Genomic DNA, 21,372 nt, shown 5'->3' with positions numbered 1-21,372 from the left:
TGGAAAGATCCATCCAATAAAGTAACCTTTAAACTATCTACTTGGTATCCTGCTAAAGGACCAGTTTTCATAGCTTCACGGAAACCTTTTTCTACAGAAGGAATATATTCTTTTGGTACGTTACCACCTTTTACAGAATTAATAAACTGCAATCCAACAGGAACTTTACCATCAACTTCATCAGCAGGCTCTAGTAAGAATACGATATCACCGAATTTACCACGACCTCCAGATTGTTTCTTATAAGTTTCTCTATGTTGAGCAGATTTTGTAAAAGCTTCTTTGTATTCAACTTGAGGCTCACCTTGGTTCACTTCAACTTTAAATTCACGTTTCATTCTATCAACCAAGATATCTAAGTGTAACTCACCCATACCAGAGATAATAGTCTGCCCTGAAGCTTCATCAGTTCTAACTGTAAAAGTTGGATCCTCTTCAGCTAATTTAGCCAAAGCCATACCCATTTTATCTACGTCAGCTTTTGTTTTAGGCTCAATAGCAATACCAATTACCGGCGCAGGGAATTTCATTGACTCAAGAATGATTGGGTGTTTCTCATCACACAATGTATCTCCAGTTTTGATATCTTTAAATCCAACAGCAGCTCCAATATCTCCAGCCTCAATATATTCGATTGGATTTTGTTTGTTAGCGTGCATTTGGTAGATACGAGAAATTCTTTCTTTGTTACCAGAACGAGTATTCAATACATAAGAACCAGCATCAAGTCTTCCTGAATAAGCACGGAAGAAAGCCAAACGACCTACGAATGGGTCAGTAGCAATCTTAAATGCCAAAGCAGCGAAAGGCTCTTTTACATCTGGCTTACGCAAAATAGTAGTTTGATCCTCTTCAAGTAATTCAGCATCATCTGGATGAATACCAGTAATACCTTCTTTATCCATTGGAGATGGCAAGTATTTACATACTGCATCTAACATGAATTGAACTCCTTTGTTTTTGAAAGAAGAACCAGCAATCATTGGAATGATAGCCATATCCATAGTCGCAGCCCTTAATGCTTTGTTGATTTCTTCTTCTGTAATAGAATCTGGATCTTCCATGTATTTATCAAGCAAGTTCTCATCATAATCAGCAACCGCTTCGATAAGAATATCTCTGTATTCTTTCACTTCATCAACCATATCCGCAGGGATATCGATAATATCAAAAGTAGCACCTTGAGTAGCATCATGCCAAACAATAGCTTGATTTTTAACCAAATCAACAACACCTCTAAAATCATTCTCTTCACCAATTGGCAAAGTGATCGCTACAGCGTTTGATTTTAACATGTCTCTAACTTGTTGACATACATTCAAAAAGTTAGAACCTTGTCTATCCATTTTATTAACAAATCCCATACGTGGTACACGATATTGATCTGCTAATCTCCAGTTAGTTTCAGATTGAGGCTCAACACCGTCAACAGCACTAAATAAGAAAACCAAACCATCAAGTACACGCAAAGAACGGTTTACTTCAACTGTAAAGTCAACGTGTCCTGGGGTATCGATAATATTAAAGTGATAAGGTAATGTTTCAGGTAAAACTTTACCTTGTTCTGTTGGAAAATTCCATTCACAAGTAGTAGCCGCAGAAGTAATTGTAATACCTCTTTCCTGCTCTTGTGCCATCCAGTCCATTGTTGCAGCACCATCGTGTACTTCACCAATTTTATGTGATTTTCCAGTATAGAATAATATACGCTCAGTTGTTGTTGTTTTACCAGCATCAATGTGAGCAGCAATACCTATATTTCTTGTATATTTAAGATCTCTAGCCATTTCTTAAAGATTAAAATCTAAAGTGAGAGAAAGCTTTATTAGCTTCTGCCATTTTGTGAGTATCCATTCTTTTCTTAACAGCAGCCCCTTCTTCTTTAGCCGCAGCTAAACATTCTGAAGCCAATCTCTGAGCCATTGATTTTTCGTTTCTTCTTCTTGAATAAAGAATCAACCATTTCATTGCCATAGAAATTTTTCTGTCTGGTCTAATTTGCATTGGAATTTGAAATGTAGCTCCACCTACTCTACGACTACGTACTTCTACGTGAGGCATAACGTTTGTTAAAGCATCTTTCCAAATTTCTAATGAAGATTTTTCTGAATCTTGCTTTTTAGTTTCAATAATGTCTATTGCATCATAAAAAACTTTAAAAGCTGTTGATTTCTTACCATCCCACATTAAGTTATTTACAAAACGTGTTACCAATTGGTCGTTAAACCTCGGATCTGGTAAAAGTGGTCTTTTCTTTGCCGCTCTTTTTCTCATGTCTTTTTTTTAATAAAATTTCATACCCATACAGCCACGACGAATCGTACCCCTACAGGAATAACGTTTTAAATTACTTTTTCGCTTCTTTTGGTCGTTTTGCTCCGTACTTAGATCTTCTTTGCGTTCTTCCTGCTACTCCTGACGTATCAAGTGCACCACGAACGATGTGATATCTTACTCCTGGCAAATCTTTTACCCTTCCACCCCTAACTAATACTATCGAGTGCTCTTGTAAATTGTGTCCTTCTCCAGGGATGTAGGCATTCACTTCATTACCATTTGTCAAACGTACACGCGCTACTTTACGCATTGCAGAGTTTGGTTTTTTTGGTGTTGTAGTGTAAACACGCGTACAAACCCCTCTTCTTTGAGGACAAGAATCTAAAGCAACCGATTTACTCTTCTTAGTTATCTGAGTTCTTCCTGTTCTTACTAATTGTTGAATTGTTGGCATAATTAATACTAAAAATTTCTTATTATATTAAAATCCCGCTTTTTACGGGGTTGCAAATGTATAAATTAATTTTCACTTTACAAACCATAATCAATTAATTTTCAATCGAAGTAAATATTTGTTTTTCAACACCATTAACATTATTCAAACAAACCTTATTTCAATTCAAAAAATACCTTAACAACACAATACAACTTCATAAAGCCAACACTATGATTATTCCAACAAAGAGCAGATATTTGCAACAGTTTAATTAAAGAAATCAAAATTGAAATCCAAAATTCTTATTCTATTATTTTTATTTAATCACATGACTTCAACAAGTCAAGCTTTTCAATTAAAAATAATTGGAAAAAACATAATCGAAACTTCTATCATTGATTCAATTGGGTACACAACAAAACTTCAAAACACAAAACAACTGATTGAAGCAATAACTTTAACAAGCCAAAAACTTTCTAAAATTGGCTATATTGAAAACAAAATACTAGCAAAAAAGAAAGAAAACGACACTAACTACACAGTTACTATCTCACTTGAAAATAAAATAAAAAATATGCATATATATATAGGTATAAAAAAAGACTTAAATTCTTTTAATTTATTCAAAACAAATCAAGACTCCATAATTTTACCATATTCTCAAATAGAGCCTTTTTTAAAACAGACTATACAAAATTTAGAACAAAATGGCTTTGCTTTCGCAAAAGTAAAACTCACCAATATTAAAAAAAAACAACAAGATATTTATGCCGATTTAACAATCGACACAGGAAAGCAAAGAACAATAAATGCAATTGAAATAAAATACACTAATCAACAACAAAAAAATCTTCTCCCAAAAGGCGCAGAAAAACAAATCAACAAAAAATACAAGAACTCACTATTTAGTCAAAAGAACATAGAAGGACTACATGACGATTATGCAAAATTTGGATTCATCAATCAAATCAAATATCCAGAAATCCTATTCACAAAAGACACAACTAAAGTATTTGTTTACCTAGAAAAAAGAAAAGCAAATATTTTTGACGGATATTTAGGATTCAACAATACTGAAAATAAAAAAATTCAATTTAACGGGTACCTCGACTTAACTTTAATCAATACACTTCGAAACGGAGAGGAACTATCCATATATTGGAAAAATGATGGAAATAATCAAAAAATATTCAATGCTAATTTAACTGCTCCATATTTATTTAAAAGTCAAATAGGAATTAAAGCCCAACTAAATATTTTCAAACAAGACAGTATTTTTCAAAATACAAAAACAACCATACAGCTCGGCTATTCCATAGATTACAACAAACGATTCTATTTTGGCTACGAATCAACTGAGTCAAGCGATATTCAAAACTCAAATAACCAGAATCTAAGTGATTATAAAAATTCGTTTTACACAACCACAATAGAATTCAAAGAAAACTGCACAAAAAACAATTTATTCCCAATAAAATCACTTTTTAATACAACATTAGGCACCGGAAATAGAAACACAACAACAACCCCATCCTTAAAACAAAATTTTGTAAATTTTAACATAATGAATGATTTTTACCTTAATCAGAAAAGCATTATAAATGTTAAAATTCAAAATTATTTTCTCAAAAGTAAAAAATACCTAACAAATGAATTATTCCGCTTTGGAGGCATCAACTCCATAAGAGGATTTGCAGAAAATAGCTTACAAGCCAACCTAATTATTTCACTCATGACAGAATATCGATACCTAGTTTCCCAAAATTTATACTTCAATTCCATCTTAGATTATTGCTATTACGAAGATCCAACAATTACAAAACAAGAAAACAAAAACGAAAAACTTCTTGGAATCGGAATGGGACTAGGCATACAAACCTCCAATGGTTTATTGAAATTTGCCCTCACAAATGGAAAGACAAAAAACGAAGAACTAAAATTTTATAACACAAACATAACTATAAGTTATAATGTTAAATTTTAGCTTTAACAAAAAAAACAGTTTCAGATATTAGGATAGTTAACAAATTATTATGATTTTTGCCTCACTAATTCAAAATATTTAAAAATGAAACTAAAGTTCAATGGATTCTTAGTACTCTTAGTAGTACTAGTGGCGCAACTAACTTTTGCGCAAGAAAGATCTGTTTCAGGGATTGTTTCCGACAATGCAGGTATGCCTTTACCGGGTGTAAGTGTATTAGTAAAAGGAACAAAAAATGGAACTCAATCAGATTTTGATGGAAAGTACTCTATCAAAGCTGCACCAAGCGATGTATTGGTATTTAGCTATGTTGGAATGAAATCTTCAGAGAAATCTGCAAGCTCAACAACAGTTAATGTAAAATTAGCAAGTGATGCTACTCAATTAGAGAGTGTTGTTGTTACTTCCTTAGGTATCAAAAGAGATAAAAAATCTCTAGGTTATACTACACAAGAAGTAAAAGGTGCTGATTTAAACGTTGGGCCAACACAAGGAAATTTTATTAATGATCTTTCTGGTAAAGTTGCCGGTGTTAGCATCAGAAGAAACAACAACTTTGGAGGTTCTACTAACATCGTTTCTCGTGGTGTTAAAAACCTTACAGGTAACAACCAGATGCTTATTGTTATTGATGGTATGCCAATCAATAACAATAACACAAACAATGAAATGACAGTAGGTCAAGACAGAGGTAGAGGTGGTTACGATTATGGTAATGCTGCAATGGATGTGAATCCAGATGATATTGAAAGTGTAAATATCCTAAAAGGAGCAGCTGCATCAGCATTATACGGATGGCAAGCTGGTAACGGTGTAGTAATGATTACTACCAAAAAAGGAAAGACTAAAAAAGGAATGGGTATAACACTTACTAGTGAATTTACTACATCTAATGCAGACAAGGCTACTTTCCCTAAATACCAAGATAAATACGGAGCTGGTTACGGATCTTTTTATGGACCAGATGGAGACGGACCTTTTGATATTGATGCAGATGGAAACAACGTTGTTCCAACTTACGAAGATGCTTCTTACGGTGCTGCTTTTGATCCATCTTTAAATGTAAGACAATGGAGTTTTTACACTCCATATTCAGATCATTACCAACAAGAAACTCCTTGGGTTGCTGGTAAAAACGGACCTTTCTCTTTCTTCCAAACAGCGAATACTTTCAGTAACTCTGTTTCTATGGAAGATGCTACAGACAAGACTAGTTTTGTATTGAACTACAATAATTTCAAACAAACTGGTATTATGCCAAACAGTGAATTAAAGAAAAACACTATGAGTGTTAAAGTTAACCACCAATTCACAGATAAACTTTCTACAGCAGTTTTTGCTAACTATACTTCTCAAAACACAGTAGGAAGAAACTCAACTGGTTATAATGACAACATCATGACTTCATTCCGTCAATGGTTCGAAACTAACGTCGATATCAAAGAACTTGAACGTGCTTATAACAGATCAGGTGGCCAAAACATTACTTGGAATATGCAAAACCCAAGCGGTGGTGCAACAAACCCTATTTACTGGGATAATCCATATTTCACAAGATATCAAAACTATCAATCAGATAACAGAAACCGTTTTACGGGTTACGCTAAAGTTGACTATAAATTATTTGACTGGGTAACTGCATCTGGAAAAGTTTCAACAGATTCATACGCTGAATTACGTGAGGAAAGAAGAGCTACGGGATCTATCCCTGGTACTTTCGGAATCAACGGATTAGATGAGAGCTCAGGATACACAAGATATAATGGTAACTTCTCTGAACAAAACTACGAAGGTATTTTAACATTCAAGAAAAACATTAACGAAGACTTCTCTTTCAATGGAATTCTAGGAGGTAATATTTTGAGAACTAACTTTACTTCTATTTTGGCTTCTACTCAAGGAGGTCTAATTGTTCCAGGATTATATAGTTTATCAAACTCTGTTAACTCAGTACCTTTTCCAGTTGAACGTCAAGATTTCTCAGGAGTTAATTCTGTTTTCGCTTCGGCTTCATTTGGTTACAAAGATTTCTTATTCGTAGACGGAACATTTAGAAGAGATTCATTCTCGACTTTACCAAAAGACAATAATAGTGTTAATACATTCTCTGTATCAGGATCTTATGTATTCACTAAACACATCGACCAACCATGGTTGTCATTTGGTAAATTAAGAGGTAGTTATGCAGAAAACCCACAAGGTAACATTGCATTACACTCTTTAGTAAATACATATACTAAATTTGACCCATTTGGTTCAAACCAACAATACTCAATGCCAAGTACACTATCTAATTCAGATTTACGCCCTGTAAAAACAGCATCTGAGGAAATTGGTTTAGAAATGCAATTCTTTGATAGAAGACTTGGATTTGACGTAGCAGTATACAAAAGTTTAAGTACTGACCAAATTTTTGATGTAGATTATTCTACAGCAGTTGGAGCTACAAAAAGATTCATCAATGCTGGATCTGTTGAAAACAAGGGTATAGAGGTACAATTTAATGTAACTCCAGTAAAAACAGCAGATTTTGCTTGGGATGTTTTTGTAAACTGGTCTAAAAACAAAAATACAGTTGTTGAGTTAACTGAAGGTATTGAAAATTTACAATTAGGATCATTCCAACAAGGTATTACAATCAATGCAACTGTTGGACAACCTTACGGAACTATTCAAGGTACTGACTACACTTACTTAAACGGAGAAAAAGTAGTAGGAACAAACGGTAGATATATCAGAAATACTGCAACTACAAACGTTATTGGAAATATCACTCCAGATTGGATTGGTGGTATCCGTAACAAATTTACTTACAAACAAATCTCTTTAGGATTTTTGATTGATATGCAAAAAGGTGGAGATATCTTCTCTCTTGACCAAGCTTACGGACAAGCTACAGGTTTATACAAAGAGTCTGCAGGTCTTAACGACTTAGGATACCCAATGAGAAATACTATAGCTAATGGTGGTGGTGTAATACTTCCAGGTGTACAACAAGACGGTACTCCTAACACGATTAGAACTGCTTCTCCAGATCAGTACGGAAATATCGCTGGTTACAGACAAGCTCCTAATAAAGCGTTTATGTATGATGCAGGTTATATCAAATTAAGAGAAGCTAACATTACTTATAATTTACCTAGCAGTATAGTTTCGAAAATGAAACTTACAGCTATGTCATTTGCAATTGTAGGTTCTAACTTATGGATCATCGACAAAAGCCTTCCTTATGCAGACCCAGAAAGTGGATCAAGTTCAGGTAACTTGTCTTCTGGATACTCTGTGGGATCTCTACCAACAACAAGAAACATTGGTGGTAACGTAACAATTAAATTTTAAATTATGAAAAAAATAGCTTTATTAACAGCATTCATCGGTTTGTTCGTATCCTGCTCAAGTGATATCACAGATTTGAATGAAGAAGCAAAAAGACCCGCATCGACACAGGCGGAATATTTGTTCACTAATGCACAAAAAACATTAGTGGATCAAATGGTAAATACGTCAGTAAACAGAAACGTTTTCAGATTATTTTCTCAACATTGGACTGAGACTACATATCCAGACGAAAGTCAGTATGACATCACAACTAGAACCATTCCTGATTTTCACTTTGCTACTCTTTACAGAGATGTATTGGCTGATTTTAAAGAAGCTAACAGATTGTTAGATCTTGAAAGTCCTGCTACAGCAGAAGAAACAGCTATTTTGGCAAACAAAAAAGCGGTTCTTGACATTTTATCTGCTTATAGCTATAGCGTATTAGTGGATACTTTTGGAGATATTCCTTATACTGAAGCATTAGATATTCAAAATCACCCATTACCAAAATATGATGATGCTCAAACAATCTATAAAGATCTTATCTCTAGATTGACTGCTGATGCTAATAGCTTAACAGCAAATAGCGCTGCAGGTAGTTTTGCTGATGCTGACCTAATTTATGGTGGTAACAGTGCAAAATGGGCTAAATTTGCTAACTCGTTGCGTTTAAGAATGGCTGTAAATATGTCTGATGTAGATGCTGCTTATGCAAAAACTGAAGCAGAAAAAGCTACAACTGCAGGAGTAATTACCAGTAATGCTGATAATACTAATTTAGTATATTTGCCTTTACAACCAAATGCTAACCCATTATATGCTGATTTAGTGGTAAGTGGTAGAAATGATTTCATTCCTGCAAACACTTTAGTTAACAAAATGAATGCCCTTAATGACCCAAGAAGAGCTAAGTATTTTACACTTTACTCTGACGGTACTTACAAAGGAGGTATTTACGGAGCATCTAATGCTTTCGGAAGTTTCTCTCACATTACCGCTACTTTAAATGAGCCTACATTTCCAGGGACATTAATGGATGCTACTGAAGTTGAATTTTTATTAGCTGAGGCTGCTGCAAAAGGTGCTGCTGTAGGTGCTGCTGCAACACATTATAACAACGCTATCGCTGCTTCTATGGAAAACTGGGGAGTTGCTTCTGCTGATGCAACAGCATATTTAACCGCAAATCCTTATAGTGCTGCAAACTACAAGCAAGTAATTGGAGAGCAAGCTTGGATCGCTTTATTCAACAGAGGTTTTGAAGCTTGGACTTCTTATAGAAGACTAGATTTCCCTGTATTAACTGTTCCTGCTGTAACTTATAACGGTATAACTGAAGTTCCTAAGAGATATTCTTACCCAGCTAGAGAGCAAACCCTAAACCGTACTAATGTGTCTGCTGCTATCGCTAAAATACCAGGAGGTAAAAATACATTGACAGCTAAAGTATTCTGGGATAAATTCTAATATTTAAAATGAAAAACATGAAAAAATATATAAAACAAATTGTTGCGCTGGCATTAATAGTGTCTTTTGCATCTTGTTCACCAGATGACGAGAAAGTAGATATGCTTTCAGCTGGAGGAAGTGCAGTTGCTCCAGGTAGCATAAGTCGTTTAGACACAAACGTTCCTCTTACAGTTAAATTAAAACTAAAAGAAGGTGTAACGGTTACTAAAGTTGAAATTTACAGAAACATAGCTGCAAATTCAACTGCAGCAATTATACTTGGAGACAAAGTTTCGGATGCAACTGTAGTAACAGTTGATAACGCAAATGCAACTGCAACCTATAGTTCATCTACTTTAGGGAGCTTTGATGTCTTTCCTGTAACAGGTGCTGATGGTAAAGTAACACTTACTGGAAAAACTGGAACTTTTCCATTAGCCATCAAATCAACTTTTTCTGACGGTACAGTAACTACTACACCATATGTACAAACTGTAGGAAAAGGAATTGTTTGGAAAGATGCTGATGCAAATACTATTTCAACAAGTGGAGTTTCAAGCTTCAAACTTAATGATCCTACACCAGTTAAAATTAGCTTTGCTCCTGTTAAAAAAACTGCAACAACACTAACAAGTATTGTTGGTACATGGACAAAAACTACTGCTGATGGTACTGTAACAACAGGAAATCTTCCTGGAACAATTGATGCAACTATTGCTCCTAAAACTATAGATATCGCTGCTATTCCATATTCAACTTATGGAGGATTAGTTGCAGGAGATGTCATCGTTTATAAATTTACGGTTACTGCTGGTACCCAAACTGATTCTATCAGCACTAAAGTTACAGTTGCGGATCAAGTATTTGGAGGATCTAGTACTGGTAGTCTTTCTCAAGATTTATCAATGAATCAATTCAGTTTTGCAACTGCTAAGACTTATGCTAGTGATAGCTCAGAAGGAGAGATAGTATTCAATCCAGAATTTGGTTTTGCAAAAGCAGGAGATACAAGAATTGAATTTGTAGAAAACAGCGGTTTAGTTTATGATGATGCTAATTTATTTGATGCAGAAATTGCTTTTAATGCTGGGACACCTGTAACAACATTGACTGAAGACTTATTTATTGATTCTGTAGTACTGTATAAAGTTACTAGAAATGTTAATTTAGGGACTAAAGACGAACCAGACTTCCAAGATGTAACATATTACGGATTATTGAAAGTAACTGACTTATCTCTTAGCTCTTCAGAATTAATTCAAGGATTTAAATTCACCTACAAAGAAGGAGAATTAGTACAATAAATTATTTATCACTAAATAATTTAAAACCACCAGCCATGCTGGTGGTTTTTTTTATACAAACCTTTTACTTAACTTTGCCAAATGGAAAAAGAACATCAAATTTTTGGAATCAGGGCAATAATTGAAGCCATACAAGCAGGTGCAACAGTAGATAAAGTCTATATTCAGAAGGAAGCAAGCAGCGAACTAATGAAAGATTTAATGAAAGTTATGAAAAGAGGAAATATCAATTTTTCTTATGTTCCTGTTGAAAAACTTAACCGATTAACTCCAAATAATCACCAAGGTGCAGTAGCTACCGTCTCTCCTATTTCATTTTATGATTTGGAAAGTTTGATAGAAACCGTTATTGAAAACGGGAAAAAACCTTTGTTTTTGATCTTGGACCAAATATCGGATGCCCGTAATTTTGGAGCCATTATCCGAACTGCAGAATGCACAGGAGTTAATGGAATAATTGTTCAAAAAGCAGGTTCAGCTCCTGTAAATGGAGACACTGTAAAAACATCTGCCGGTGCGGTATTTAATATTCCAATTTGTAAAGTAGAACATATAAAAGATGCAATTTTTCTTTTGCAGGCCAGCGGTGTAAAAACTGTTGCTGCCACCGAAAAAACAGAACAAAATATTTATGACATTTCTTTGAATGAACCGGTAGCAATCATTATGGGTTCTGAAGATCGAGGAGTGAATCCATCAGTTCTTAAAATCGTAGATGAAAAAGCAAAACTTCCTATGTTTGGTTCTATAGGTTCTCTAAATGTTTCTGTTGCCTGTGGCGCTTTTTTATACGAAGCGGTAAGACAGAGAAGTTAACAATGACATAATTTAGATTAAAGATTGCAGTATCAAACCGAAAACATTCGTATTGGATTGTAAAATATAGATAAGAAATAAAATGAATCAAGACTCCGATTTTGATTCATTTTTTTCGTTTATATCCTCTTTCTTTTCTATAAAATCATAAACAACATTTGAATTCGACTGAAAAAAAGTGTCAATTTCTATTTGATTCTCTTCAATAATTTCAGGTTTGGGTGGATTAACAAAATTACCGTTTTCATCAAAACGTTGCATAAATTTATCCTCTGACGGATCATAATCAGGTCGTTCCCAATCGTATTTTATTACTTTTTTAAATTCTGGTTTTTTGTATAAAAAAGTAAGTACAAAACCTGCTATTAGTCCTGACAAATGACCTTCCCAAGAAATAGTTTCATCAATTTTTGGAAAAACGTACCAAACCACTCCACCATACAAAACCACTACGGTTAGAGACAAAGCTACCAATCTATAATATTGGGTTTGAATTCCTTTAAAAAAAATAAAAGACACCAACACATATATTAAACTACTGGCTCCGATATGATAATTTTCCCTTCCGATAAGCCAGGTTATAGCTCCTGAAAGTAAAATTCCATACACCAATATCCCTATCGCTTCTTTGCTGTAGAAAAAGAATAACGCCGCTAAAAGCACAAGCAAAGGTATAGAATTATTATAGAGATGTTCAATATTCGAATGAATGAATGGGCTAAAAATTATGCCTTGCAATCCTGAAAAAGTTCTCGGCAGAATTCCATTATCATCAAAATCAAATCCAAAACGGATTTCCAACCAATAGACAAACCACAGGAATAGCACAAAAAAAAGTGGTACTCCCACTACTGCGTTGGTGAATTTAAAATGATTTTCTTCCATTTTCAGAATACTGGATTATTGGACTAAATAGATTCTTAATGTAAATCAAAAATGTATCCAAAAGCAATTTAATGCTATTTTGTCATATAAAATAATTCTGTTATGAAAACGATTGCCCTAGCCCTGATGGAAACGACATCCTTTTGTGTCTCGTTTTTTCTACGAGACACAAAAGATATAGTGAACAGCAGGAATAGCTCCCGAAAAATATACTTGTAAAAACTGAAAATTGTGTAATTTTACCACATGGAAGCACCACTCGCAGAACGCATACGCCCACAAAAATTAGAAGATTACATCAGTCAATCCCATTTGGTTGGGCCAAATGGCTCATTAACGCAACAAATATCAAAAGGAATTATTCCGTCCTTAATATTTTGGGGGCCTCCAGGAACGGGAAAAACGACTTTGGCGCAAATTATTGCTCAGGAATCCAAACGTCCTTTTTATATCTTAAGCGCCATTAACTCGGGGGTGAAGGATATTCGGGATGTAATTGAGAAAGCGAGACAAAGCGGCGGTTTATTTACTGCCAAAAACCCAATTTTGTTTATTGATGAGATTCATCGTTTTAGCAAATCGCAACAGGATTCTTTATTGGCTGCAGTTGAAAAAGGATGGATTACGCTTATAGGTGCTACGACCGAAAATCCTAGTTTTGAAGTTATTCCCGCTTTATTGTCTCGTTGTCAGGTATATATTTTGAATGCGTTTACTAAAGCGGATTTAGAACATTTATTGCAAAGGGCAATGAAAACAGATACTTATTTGGCTACAAAAAAGATTGAATTACAAGAAACAGAAGCTCTGTTACGTCTTTCTGGTGGCGATGGACGCAAACTATTAAATATTTTTGAACTGGTCGTAAACGCTTCCGCTGAAGACGAAATTTTAATCACCAATGACCGCGTTTTTGAATTGGTACAACAAAATACGGTTTTGTATGACAAAAGTGGCGAACAGCATTATGACATTGTTTCGGCTTTTATAAAATCGATTCGAGGAAGTGATCCGAACGGTGCTGTCTATTGGTTAGCACGAATGATAGAAGGCGGAGAGGACGTGAAATTTATTGCCCGAAGAATGTTGATTTTGTCTAGTGAAGATATTGGAAATGCTAATCCAACTGCTTTTATTATGGCCAATAATGCTTTTCAGGCGGTATCCACCATTGGTTATCCTGAAAGTCGAATTATTTTGAGTCAGTGTGCAATTTATCTTGCCACTTCACCCAAAAGCAACGCTTCCTATTTGGCGATTGGAACAGCTCAACAATTAGTAAAACAGACCGGCGATTTACCTGTACCTATTCATTTACGTAATGCCCCTACCAAATTAATGAAAGAATTAGGATATGGTGAGGATTATAAATATTCGCACGATTATGCCAATAATTTTGCAGAACAGGAATTTTTGCCAGAAGCACTAAGCAATACCCCCATTTATGTTCCCGGAGCTAATTCCAGAGAAAACACAACCCGTGAATTCTTGAAAAATAGGTGGAAAGATAAATACGGGTATTAAAAATTTAGATATTCATTACAGTTAATTAAAACTTAACTATAATTTTTTCTGACATTAAAGTTTCTTTCTCATAATATTCAAAGAACCATTGATTTTCTTTTAAAACCATAACACCTTGGATATTTTCTTTGGATGCCAAATAAATAGAAGGATTTGTGGTTTTATATGCTTTCATAACCACTTTTGGTGTCGTATCTACTAATTGAAATCCGTTTTTGATAGGCTGTGCAAACAATACGACCCCATCTGACTCAGTGGCATTAGACACATTTACAGCTACAGCAGCTGTCGTGGCAACAACAGCAGTCGAGGCAACTGGTGCCATCACCGGAGATACCGCTGTCACGTTGTGACTATTTGCAACTGCACCACCATTGTATTTATACTGCAATGCATAAACTGACGCAAAAGCCATGTTTAATGCTTCAGTATAGGCAACTTCATAATCTTTTTCCTTGCTTTTTCCTACTTCAGATTTAAAAACAACTTTACCGTTACAATCTTTAAAAACAACATACAGTTTGGTCACCAAAAATCCGTTCTCTCTTAATAAATCAACATTTAACAGACTACATCTGTTACTATATTCCGCTGGAATATCTTCATTAACATAAAAAGCTTCAAAACCTGCTTTTTTTAAATTAACTTTCGTTAATGTACAAAGTCGGTACTGATTTTCGCTTTTAAGAAAATCGTATTTTAAAGGAATAATTACCGCTGCATAATCATTAACCGATTGAGAAAAAGCATAGCTTGAAATAAGCAATAATAGGAATAGAAATTTAGTCTTCATGTTTTATAAATATTTTTTTAATTCTAATAAATGAGTTACTTGTTTAATATCTTGACCAACTTTAATTTTTTTGTCATTAAAAAAAATAGCATCTAATCCTGCATCTAATGCGCCTTGTACATCGGCCTCTAGACAATCTCCAATCATGATGCTACTTTCCTTATTGGCTTGAGCTGCATTAAGGGCGTACTCAAAAATAACAGGGTTGGGTTTCTTAACACCAGCCATCTCCGAATTGGTTATCGTTTTAAAAAATCCTGCAATATTCGAATTGCTTATTTTTTTGTACTGCACATCGGCAAAACCATTTGTAATAATATGCAATGTATACTTTTTTTCTAGATATTCCAGCACTTCAATTGTACCATCAAACAAACGATTATTTTCAGGCAATAGCTGAATATAATTATGGGCGATACTTTCTATTTGAGCATCCGATACAAAATATTCCAATGCATCAAAAGTATGTTTGAGACGATTATACCTTAATTCAGCATGCGTAATTTTATCATACTGGTATAATTTCCAACAGGCTTGATTGATTGGAGCATACTTCTCTATGAAATCGGTTATTTCAATTGTTGGATGATCTTTCTTCAAAATCGTTTCAAAAGCCAATTCCGAATTGACATCAAAATCCCAAAGTGTATGATCTAAGTCGAAGAATATATCGGTTATTTTATTAGTAGAAAACATGTAATGGCATTATTTAAAAATTCGTTTATCGAAAGGAAAATCAATTTGCTCAGTAATTTTAATTTTATAAAAATCGACATGATACGGATTAATCAAAAAATTAAAATCTCCTTTCACTACCGCTGACGGAACCTTCAAAACACAGGCTTCATTTCTCCTTATGAAATCGTCTCCCAAAAGTGGCGTCTCAAAGGTACAAGGAAAAACATTCCAATCGATAGATAATTTATTGAGATCTAAAACTTCTATCGAAATATCATCAGGAATATCAATTGTTAACATCACAAAATCATTGGGCAATGTTGCCAATGAAAGATGAACCAAAACCTCAGCCATTGCCAAAGCTCTATTCTGGGCACAATAAATAATCTCCGTCCCCTTTGAATTCCATCGCGCACCCGAAATTGACGCTCCTTTCCCAGACAACTCAATAGGGTATTTTTTGCGTGCTAATCGAAAAACTTCCATTAAACAAAAATCCCTTGATCAATTTTATTCAATTCATTGATCACCATTTCTTTTCCGTAAGAATCTCTAAGCAATTCTATAGGCTGTAGATTTCCAAGCGCAAACGAAGGCGTTTTCAGCCACATATAAAATTGTCCTTCTGAATCAAAAACACTGTTTCCTAAAGAAGTTACCTCTGCCAATTCTAATATTTTTTCGGATTGTAAAGGCTTAAAAATAAAATCTTCTTTAATTTTATTTCTTTGGAGTGATTTTGTGGAAATCCCTAAAAAAGAAGCCCAATCCTCTTCATTAAAAGGGGTTATTTCTTTTATCAAATTAAAAAGCTCATACGGAATACCTTCGCGGATAGCATGGACTATTAGCATTCTATTTTTCAAAAACTCATCATAAGTGATTTTCTTATTCAAAAGCTTATATCCTCTCTCCTGCTCCACTCTATTGACCAAAACTCTAACGGCTTTATCAATAGCTCCTCTTGGTTTTAATTTTATCGCTTCCATAAAAAATACATTTGTCTGTAAATATAAGACAATTGTCTAGTCCAAGCAAATTTTTTAAAATATTCCTTCATCAGCAAAACTATAATAACCAGTTTCTGTGATAATTATATGATCCAAAACAGGAATATCCAATTGTTGTCCTGCGGTTTTAATCTTTTTTGTTATTTGAATATCGGCATCACTGGCTTGCAATTTTCCGGAAGGGTGATTATGTGTGAGAATTATTGCAGTTGCGTTTTGTTCAAAAGCGATTTTAAAAACAATTCGGACATCTACCATTGTTCCAGTCATTCCGCCTTTGCTCAACTGCGTTTTGAAAAGTATCTTATTGGAATTATTCAAAAACAAAACCCAAAATTCTTCGTGAGGCAACTCCCCAATTATGGGCTGCATAACTTCGAAAACCGCTTTGCTGGATGTTATTTTTGTTAACTCAACTGCATCTTCACTTCGCCTTCTTCTTCCCAACTCCATTGCAGCAATTATAGAAATCGCTTTGGCTTCGCCAATTCCTTTAAAATTCATTAATTGCGCAATAGACAGCTTCCCCAAAGCATTCAAATTATGATTGACACTTGCCAAAATTCGTTTACTCAAATCAACTGCCGATTCGTTTCGGCTTCCGGATCCAATGAGTATCGCAATCAATTCGGCATCACTCAAAACGCTTTTTCCTTTGAGCATTAACTTTTCACGAGGCTTGTCATCTTCCGACCAATTGGTAATGGGACAAAATGAAGTTTCAGACATAGGTTATCTTCTTAAATTTCTTTTTTCATACAAACACTTTTGTCTAAACCCACATAAGGTCCGTAATTATCGACAATTGCATATCCTACTTTTTGATACAAACTAATCGCTTCTTGCTGTTTATACAAGGTTTCTAAAACAGAAATCGAAAAGTCTAATTCCTTTGCCCAAAGTTCCAATTCCAGCAATACTCTTTGAGCCAAACCCAATCCACGAGCTTCGGGAGAAACAAACATCCGTTTTATCTCGATCGTGTTTTGGTCATACTTTTTAAAGCAACCACAAGCAACCGGTTTTTCATCCAAATAAATTACTACTACATTTCGGTTCAACTCTATGATATTGTTTCCCCAATAATTGGTTTTCAATTCTGGGTAACGTTCCCACAAATACTTATCAAATGTCTTTATCAACGACAAAAAATCAGAATTCTCGCTGGTAGTTTTTACAACTTTTACTATTGAGTCCATAAGTCTATAATGTTAGCTTTGCTAATGTATTAAAAAAAGAGAAAAATCATACAATAAAATTCATTTCTTATCTTGAAACTGATTCTGATGTAGGTATATAAAATATAAATGTGCCAATCACAAAATTGAAATTGGCACATTGTACATTATAAAAAGAACTATTTTTATTCAATCAAACTTTTCACCTCATCAAAGTTCAATCCACCATAATTTCCAGAACTCATCAATAATAAAGCTGAATTCTCAAGATTTAGGTTAAACAAATAATCTTTAAAATCTTTTGGATTGGTGTAAATAATCAAATCTTCTCTATTGAAAGCTTTGGCTATCTGCTCATAAGTCACTTCTTCCAATTGTTTGATTTTTACAGCATCTGGTGAATAGAAAACCACAGCAACATCAGCATATTCCAATGCTCCTTCATACTCTTTCAAGAACTCGGCATTCAAACTGCTGTAAGTATGTAATTCCAAACAAGCCACAACAGTACGGTTTGGATATTGCTCTTTTACTGCTTTGGTCGTTGCAGCCACTTTACTTGGTGAATGAGCAAAATCTTTATAGGCTACCTTTGTTTTGCTTTCGGCGATTTTTTCCAAACGTTTAGATGCCCCTTTGAAACTGGCGATTGCTTCATAAAAATCGGCTTCATCCACTCCCATATTTTGACAAATCCATTTGGCTCCCGCCAAATTATTTAGATTATGGGCTCCAAACACTTCAATAGGCATAGGCCCTTCTGGAGTTTCCAATAAAGTTACACCATCATTTACAGTATAATTTGGAGTATGATAGGCCAATTTACGTATTGGATTAGTTGCTTTTTCAGCAACACGTTTTACTTCAGAATCGTCTTCATTGTAAACCAAAATTCCACCGTTTGTAATTTTATCAATAAAAATTTCAAACTGCTCTACATAAAAATCATAGGTTGGGAAAACATTGATATGATCCCAAGCAATTCCGGAAATCAAGGCAATATTTGGTTGGTATAAATGAAATTTAGGCCTTCTATCAATTGGTGAAGACAAGTACTCATCACCTTCCAAAACCATAAAATCATTTTCTTCAGTAAGATGTACCATCGTGTCAAACCCTTCCAATTGGGCTCCCACCATATAATCCACTTCAATATTATGGTAATGCATTACGTGCAAAATCATTGAAGTTATAGTTGTTTTACCATGTGAACCACCAATTACTACACGCGTTTTGTTTTTGGATTGCTCGTATAAAAACTCTGGGTATGAATAAATTTTAAGCCCTAATTCCTGTGCTTTTAAGAGTTCTGGATTATCTGCTTTGGCGTGCATCCCAAGGATTACGGCTTCAATATCTGCAGTGATTTTCTCAGGAAACCATCCCAACTCTACAGGTAGAATTCCTTTTTTTTCCAATCTTGATTTTGAAGGTTCAAAAATAGCATCGTCACTTCCCGTCACTTGATACCCTTTGTTATGTAATGCCAATGCTAAGTTGTGCATTGCGCTTCCGCCTATGGCAATGAAATGTGTCCTCATTTATCTTTATTCGTTTATACGTTAATAGGTTTAATCGACGACAATGTTATCGAATAACTGTTACTTTCTGTTTTTATAGTCTTCCCAAACCTTATTGGCTTTATCGGGTTGTTTCATTTTATTTTTATACAAATCGGCCAATTTTTGATAACAAACCTTGGAACCTCCTATCAAAATAGCTCTTTTATATTGCTGTTCGGCACTGGTGTATCTATCAAAATATTCATCGATATGACCACGGGACAAATACCCGTCAACTGGTGACAATTCCCGTAATTCACCCGAATATTTAATGGCTTTGGCTTCACTTCCACCGACAATTCCAGGCAATTTCAAATTCAACTCAATTAAGGCCCAACGTGCTTCAATGTGTTTTGGGTTTAAGACTATGGCTTTTTCAAAAGAAGATCTCACTTCACTAATCATTCCCAATGCTTTGAATTTATTGACTTCCAAAGATTTCATCCCCAAAGCACCACCATATTTATAATAATAATTAGCTTCTGTGGGTTTTAATGTTTTCAGCTTTTTATAATAAGTAATCGCTTTATCCCAAGACTTATTGTATCCGGAAATATCTCCTAAATATTCTATCGTTTTAAGATTTGACGGATTACTTTTTAAGTAATTTTCCAAAATAGGTTGCGCTTGATCGAATTTCCCATCAACGAACAATTTTTCTCCTTTTTCAAAAGATTGAGAAAACAATAATATTGGAAATAACAAAAAGACGCTTGCCAGTAGTTTCATTCACCAAAAATAAAGAATTTTTAAAAGAATAGAAGTCTTTTAACTTAAAAATAAGGAGTAAAATAGAATCAATATCAGAGCTAGAAACTTTGGACAACTTAGACTTTAATCATAAAAAAAGCGCTAAAGTTCTTGACTCTTGCGCTTTTCTGTTACTCCGTTGTAAACGAACGTTTTATTTTCCTGATTCCAATTGCGTACTCACGGCAATTCTGTTCCATGCATTTATGGTAACAACTGCCATAATAATCTGTGCGATGGTATTTTTGTCAAAAAACTGTTCCGCTTTTTTATACGTTTCGTCAGATAAACCATGATTGTGAATTAAAGTGATTTCTTCGGTAATGGCCAAAATCACTTTTTCTTCTTCAGTAAATAAATTGGTTTCACGCCAAGCATTCAGTAAAAAAATACGTTGGGTGGTTTCTCCATATTTTAGAGCGTCTTTTGTATGCATATCGATACAAAACGCACATCCATTAATTTGGGAAGCTCTAATTTTTATTAATTCTTTATGCGTTTTTGACAATTGAGATGCTGCCAAATAACCCTCCAAAGCATACATAGCTTTATAAGCTTGAGGTTCAATTTCGTTGATGTCTATTCTCTTTTCCATTTTATTTGTTTGTTTTAAATTAACAGTACAAATTTCAGGAATAGATAGTTGGAAAAACTTAAACTGGTTTAAGAACGCTTTTTATTTCTGATTTCGCTTAAATATTCTGGGGTAAACCTTAAAAAAGAAGCAATTAAATATTGTGGAATCCGTTGCACAAATTCAGGATGTCCCTTGCACAGATGATCGTAGAATTCTTCTTTGGAAAAATCATACAGGTATTTTATTCGCATTTGCGTTGCTGCGTAAGCCCTTTGATAGATGAATCTAAAATAGCGTTCCATTTTCGGGAATTCAATCAATAGCTTTTCTTGTGCATCACGGTCAATTACTAAAATCTCTGAATTTTCAACCGCCTGAATATAAAATTCTGTTGATAGACCTCGCTCGTAGGCAAAATTGTCTGTCATCCACCAATTTTCTATTGCAAATTCAGTAGTTTGCTCCATGCCTTTTCCGTTGATGAAAAATTTTCGCAGGCAACCGTTCAATACAAAATAATGCGATTTGCAAATCTGTCCTTCAATAAGCAAGTTCTCTTTCTTCTTGACCTTTTTAATTTGAAAAAAAGTCAAAACATCAGAAAGTTCCTTTTCATCTATTTCGATGAATTTTTCTAAATGCTTTTTAAATATTTCAGACATAATCTTTATATTCAAGGGTTAAAATTGATCCTTTATTTCTACCCCAAATATACTAATCATTCAACCCTTTACCGTCAAGAATTTGCGGTATACTTTTCTCAACCCTTGACTCTCGGGTTTTGGATTGTTTGGGTGCAGAAAAATGAAGCATATAGGCTCTTTGGCG

At 34.4% G+C, this 21,372-nt stretch carries 21 protein-coding genes; 6 read left to right on the top strand and 15 right to left on the bottom strand.

Annotation, left to right across the window (positions count from 1 at the left end; genetic code table 11):
- The 3 genes from fusA to rpsL all read right to left on the bottom strand — a co-directional run.
- Nucleotides 1-1,787, bottom strand: a 1,787-nt coding sequence (gene fusA, locus VFS71_RS07330; protein WP_326400276.1) for an elongation factor G, incomplete at its 3' end; no start/stop codon positions are given.
- Between the two features lie 10 nt (nt 1,788-1,797).
- Nucleotides 1,798-2,274 (bottom strand): 30S ribosomal protein S7, encoded by a 477-nt coding sequence (rpsG, locus tag VFS71_RS07325; protein WP_035637287.1) that lies wholly within the window; start codon nt 2,272-2,274, stop codon nt 1,798-1,800.
- A gap of 73 nt (nt 2,275-2,347) precedes the next feature.
- Nucleotides 2,348-2,731, bottom strand: coding sequence for a 30S ribosomal protein S12 (rpsL, locus tag VFS71_RS07320; RefSeq protein ID WP_007136570.1), 384 nt, complete (start codon nt 2,729-2,731; stop codon nt 2,348-2,350).
- A 310-nt stretch (nt 2,732-3,041) separates the two neighbouring features.
- Here rpsL and VFS71_RS07315 point away from each other — a divergent pair, with 310 nt between their 5' ends.
- The 5 genes from VFS71_RS07315 to rlmB all read left to right on the top strand — a co-directional run bounded on the left by VFS71_RS07315 (nt 3,042) and on the right by rlmB (nt 11,587).
- Complete coding sequence (locus VFS71_RS07315) at nt 3,042-4,697, top strand: BamA/TamA family outer membrane protein (RefSeq protein ID WP_326400275.1); 1,656 nt, start codon at nt 3,042-3,044, stop codon at nt 4,695-4,697.
- Between the two features lie 84 nt (nt 4,698-4,781).
- A complete protein-coding gene (locus tag VFS71_RS07310; protein ID WP_326400274.1) occupies nt 4,782-8,036 on the top strand; it encodes a SusC/RagA family TonB-linked outer membrane protein in 3,255 nt (1,084 codons plus the stop codon).
- 3 nt (nt 8,037-8,039) lie between these two features.
- A complete protein-coding gene (locus VFS71_RS07305) occupies nt 8,040-9,485 on the top strand; it encodes a SusD/RagB family nutrient-binding outer membrane lipoprotein (protein WP_326400273.1) in 1,446 nt (481 codons plus the stop codon).
- A 17-nt stretch (nt 9,486-9,502) separates the two neighbouring features.
- The gene (locus tag VFS71_RS07300; RefSeq protein WP_326400272.1) at nt 9,503-10,771 is read left to right on the top strand and encodes a hypothetical protein; all 1,269 of its coding nucleotides are present in this window, start codon (nt 9,503-9,505) and stop codon (nt 10,769-10,771) included.
- An 81-nt stretch (nt 10,772-10,852) separates the two neighbouring features.
- Complete coding sequence (gene rlmB, locus VFS71_RS07295) at nt 10,853-11,587, top strand: 23S rRNA (guanosine(2251)-2'-O)-methyltransferase RlmB (RefSeq protein WP_326400271.1); 735 nt, start codon at nt 10,853-10,855, stop codon at nt 11,585-11,587.
- An 87-nt stretch (nt 11,588-11,674) separates the two neighbouring features.
- On the opposite strand, the gene VFS71_RS07290 is transcribed toward rlmB, so the two are convergent.
- Nucleotides 11,675-12,472 (bottom strand): rhomboid family intramembrane serine protease, encoded by a 798-nt coding sequence (locus tag VFS71_RS07290; protein ID WP_326400269.1) that lies wholly within the window; start codon nt 12,470-12,472, stop codon nt 11,675-11,677.
- A 246-nt stretch (nt 12,473-12,718) separates the two neighbouring features.
- Between VFS71_RS07290 and VFS71_RS07285 the strand changes: the two genes are divergently transcribed.
- Nucleotides 12,719-13,996 carry a replication-associated recombination protein A gene (locus VFS71_RS07285; RefSeq protein ID WP_326400268.1) on the top strand — a complete coding sequence of 426 codons (1,278 nt, stop codon included), beginning with the start codon at nt 12,719-12,721 and terminating at the stop codon, nt 13,994-13,996.
- 25 nt (nt 13,997-14,021) lie between these two features.
- Here VFS71_RS07285 and VFS71_RS07280 read toward each other — a convergent pair whose 3' ends face one another.
- The 11 genes from VFS71_RS07280 to VFS71_RS07230 all read right to left on the bottom strand — a co-directional run.
- Nucleotides 14,022-14,789 carry a hypothetical protein gene (locus tag VFS71_RS07280; RefSeq protein ID WP_326400267.1) on the bottom strand — a complete coding sequence of 256 codons (768 nt, stop codon included), beginning with the start codon at nt 14,787-14,789 and terminating at the stop codon, nt 14,022-14,024.
- A 3-nt stretch (nt 14,790-14,792) separates the two neighbouring features.
- Nucleotides 14,793-15,485, bottom strand: a complete 693-nt coding sequence (locus tag VFS71_RS07275) for a YjjG family noncanonical pyrimidine nucleotidase (RefSeq protein WP_326400266.1) — start codon at nt 15,483-15,485, stop codon at nt 14,793-14,795.
- A gap of 9 nt (nt 15,486-15,494) precedes the next feature.
- The gene (locus tag VFS71_RS07270; RefSeq protein WP_326400265.1) at nt 15,495-15,953 is read right to left on the bottom strand and encodes an RES family NAD+ phosphorylase; all 459 of its coding nucleotides are present in this window, start codon (nt 15,951-15,953) and stop codon (nt 15,495-15,497) included.
- Nucleotides 15,953-16,456 carry a type II toxin-antitoxin system Xre/ParS family antitoxin gene (gene parS / locus VFS71_RS07265; RefSeq protein WP_326400264.1) on the bottom strand — a complete coding sequence of 168 codons (504 nt, stop codon included), beginning with the start codon at nt 16,454-16,456 and terminating at the stop codon, nt 15,953-15,955. The genes VFS71_RS07270 and parS overlap by 1 nt, the downstream gene beginning before the upstream one ends.
- 54 nt (nt 16,457-16,510) lie before the next feature.
- Nucleotides 16,511-17,206, bottom strand: coding sequence for a RadC family protein (gene radC / locus VFS71_RS07260; RefSeq protein ID WP_326400263.1), 696 nt, complete (start codon nt 17,204-17,206; stop codon nt 16,511-16,513).
- 11 nt (nt 17,207-17,217) lie between these two features.
- Complete coding sequence (locus tag VFS71_RS07255; protein ID WP_326400262.1) at nt 17,218-17,676, bottom strand: GNAT family N-acetyltransferase; 459 nt, start codon at nt 17,674-17,676, stop codon at nt 17,218-17,220.
- Between the two features lie 164 nt (nt 17,677-17,840).
- Nucleotides 17,841-19,196 (bottom strand): UDP-N-acetylmuramate--L-alanine ligase, encoded by a 1,356-nt coding sequence (locus VFS71_RS07250; RefSeq protein WP_326400261.1) that lies wholly within the window; start codon nt 19,194-19,196, stop codon nt 17,841-17,843.
- Between the two features lie 60 nt (nt 19,197-19,256).
- On the bottom strand, nt 19,257-19,946 hold the full coding sequence (locus VFS71_RS07245; RefSeq protein WP_326400260.1) for a hypothetical protein: 690 nt from the start codon (nt 19,944-19,946) through the stop codon (nt 19,257-19,259).
- A 175-nt stretch (nt 19,947-20,121) separates the two neighbouring features.
- Nucleotides 20,122-20,562 (bottom strand): carboxymuconolactone decarboxylase family protein, encoded by a 441-nt coding sequence (locus VFS71_RS07240; protein WP_326400259.1) that lies wholly within the window; start codon nt 20,560-20,562, stop codon nt 20,122-20,124.
- Between the two features lie 68 nt (nt 20,563-20,630).
- Nucleotides 20,631-21,206, bottom strand: a complete 576-nt coding sequence (locus tag VFS71_RS07235) for a Crp/Fnr family transcriptional regulator (RefSeq protein WP_326400258.1) — start codon at nt 21,204-21,206, stop codon at nt 20,631-20,633.
- Between the two features lie 52 nt (nt 21,207-21,258).
- Nucleotides 21,259-21,372: YdeI/OmpD-associated family protein (locus VFS71_RS07230; RefSeq protein ID WP_326400277.1), on the bottom strand; the 114-nt coding region annotated here is incomplete at its 5' end.

Origin of the sequence: Flavobacterium sp. (genome assembly GCF_035760125.1) — a bacterium.
GTDB lineage: Bacteria > Bacteroidota > Bacteroidia > Flavobacteriales > Flavobacteriaceae > Flavobacterium.
The sequence above is the reverse complement of the archived record's forward strand: the minus strand, read 5'-3'. Positions and strand labels throughout refer to the sequence as shown.

Coding starts and splice junctions, on each gene's coding strand:
- VFS71_RS07300 (WP_326400272.1), top strand. CDS start 9,503: ATGAAAAAATATATAAAACAAATTGTTGCGCTGGCATTAATAGTGTCT.
- VFS71_RS07310 (WP_326400274.1), top strand. CDS start 4,782: ATGAAACTAAAGTTCAATGGATTCTTAGTACTCTTAGTAGTACTAGTG.
- parS (WP_326400264.1), bottom strand. CDS start 16,456: ATGGAAGCGATAAAATTAAAACCAAGAGGAGCTATTGATAAAGCCGTT.
- VFS71_RS07235 (WP_326400258.1), bottom strand. CDS start 21,206: ATGTCTGAAATATTTAAAAAGCATTTAGAAAAATTCATCGAAATAGAT.
- radC (WP_326400263.1), bottom strand. CDS start 17,206: ATGTCTGAAACTTCATTTTGTCCCATTACCAATTGGTCGGAAGATGAC.
- VFS71_RS07315 (WP_326400275.1), top strand. CDS start 3,042: ATGACTTCAACAAGTCAAGCTTTTCAATTAAAAATAATTGGAAAAAAC.
- VFS71_RS07305 (WP_326400273.1), top strand. CDS start 8,040: ATGAAAAAAATAGCTTTATTAACAGCATTCATCGGTTTGTTCGTATCC.
- rpsG (WP_035637287.1), bottom strand. CDS start 2,274: ATGAGAAAAAGAGCGGCAAAGAAAAGACCACTTTTACCAGATCCGAGG.
- VFS71_RS07280 (WP_326400267.1), bottom strand. CDS start 14,789: ATGAAGACTAAATTTCTATTCCTATTATTGCTTATTTCAAGCTATGCT.
- rlmB (WP_326400271.1), top strand. CDS start 10,853: ATGGAAAAAGAACATCAAATTTTTGGAATCAGGGCAATAATTGAAGCC.
- VFS71_RS07270 (WP_326400265.1), bottom strand. CDS start 15,953: ATGGAAGTTTTTCGATTAGCACGCAAAAAATACCCTATTGAGTTGTCT.
- VFS71_RS07275 (WP_326400266.1), bottom strand. CDS start 15,485: ATGTTTTCTACTAATAAAATAACCGATATATTCTTCGACTTAGATCAT.
- VFS71_RS07290 (WP_326400269.1), bottom strand. CDS start 12,472: ATGGAAGAAAATCATTTTAAATTCACCAACGCAGTAGTGGGAGTACCA.
- VFS71_RS07245 (WP_326400260.1), bottom strand. CDS start 19,946: ATGAAACTACTGGCAAGCGTCTTTTTGTTATTTCCAATATTATTGTTT.
- VFS71_RS07250 (WP_326400261.1), bottom strand. CDS start 19,196: ATGAGGACACATTTCATTGCCATAGGCGGAAGCGCAATGCACAACTTA.
- rpsL (WP_007136570.1), bottom strand. CDS start 2,731: ATGCCAACAATTCAACAATTAGTAAGAACAGGAAGAACTCAGATAACT.
- VFS71_RS07240 (WP_326400259.1), bottom strand. CDS start 20,562: ATGGAAAAGAGAATAGACATCAACGAAATTGAACCTCAAGCTTATAAA.
- VFS71_RS07255 (WP_326400262.1), bottom strand. CDS start 17,676: ATGGACTCAATAGTAAAAGTTGTAAAAACTACCAGCGAGAATTCTGAT.
- VFS71_RS07285 (WP_326400268.1), top strand. CDS start 12,719: ATGGAAGCACCACTCGCAGAACGCATACGCCCACAAAAATTAGAAGAT.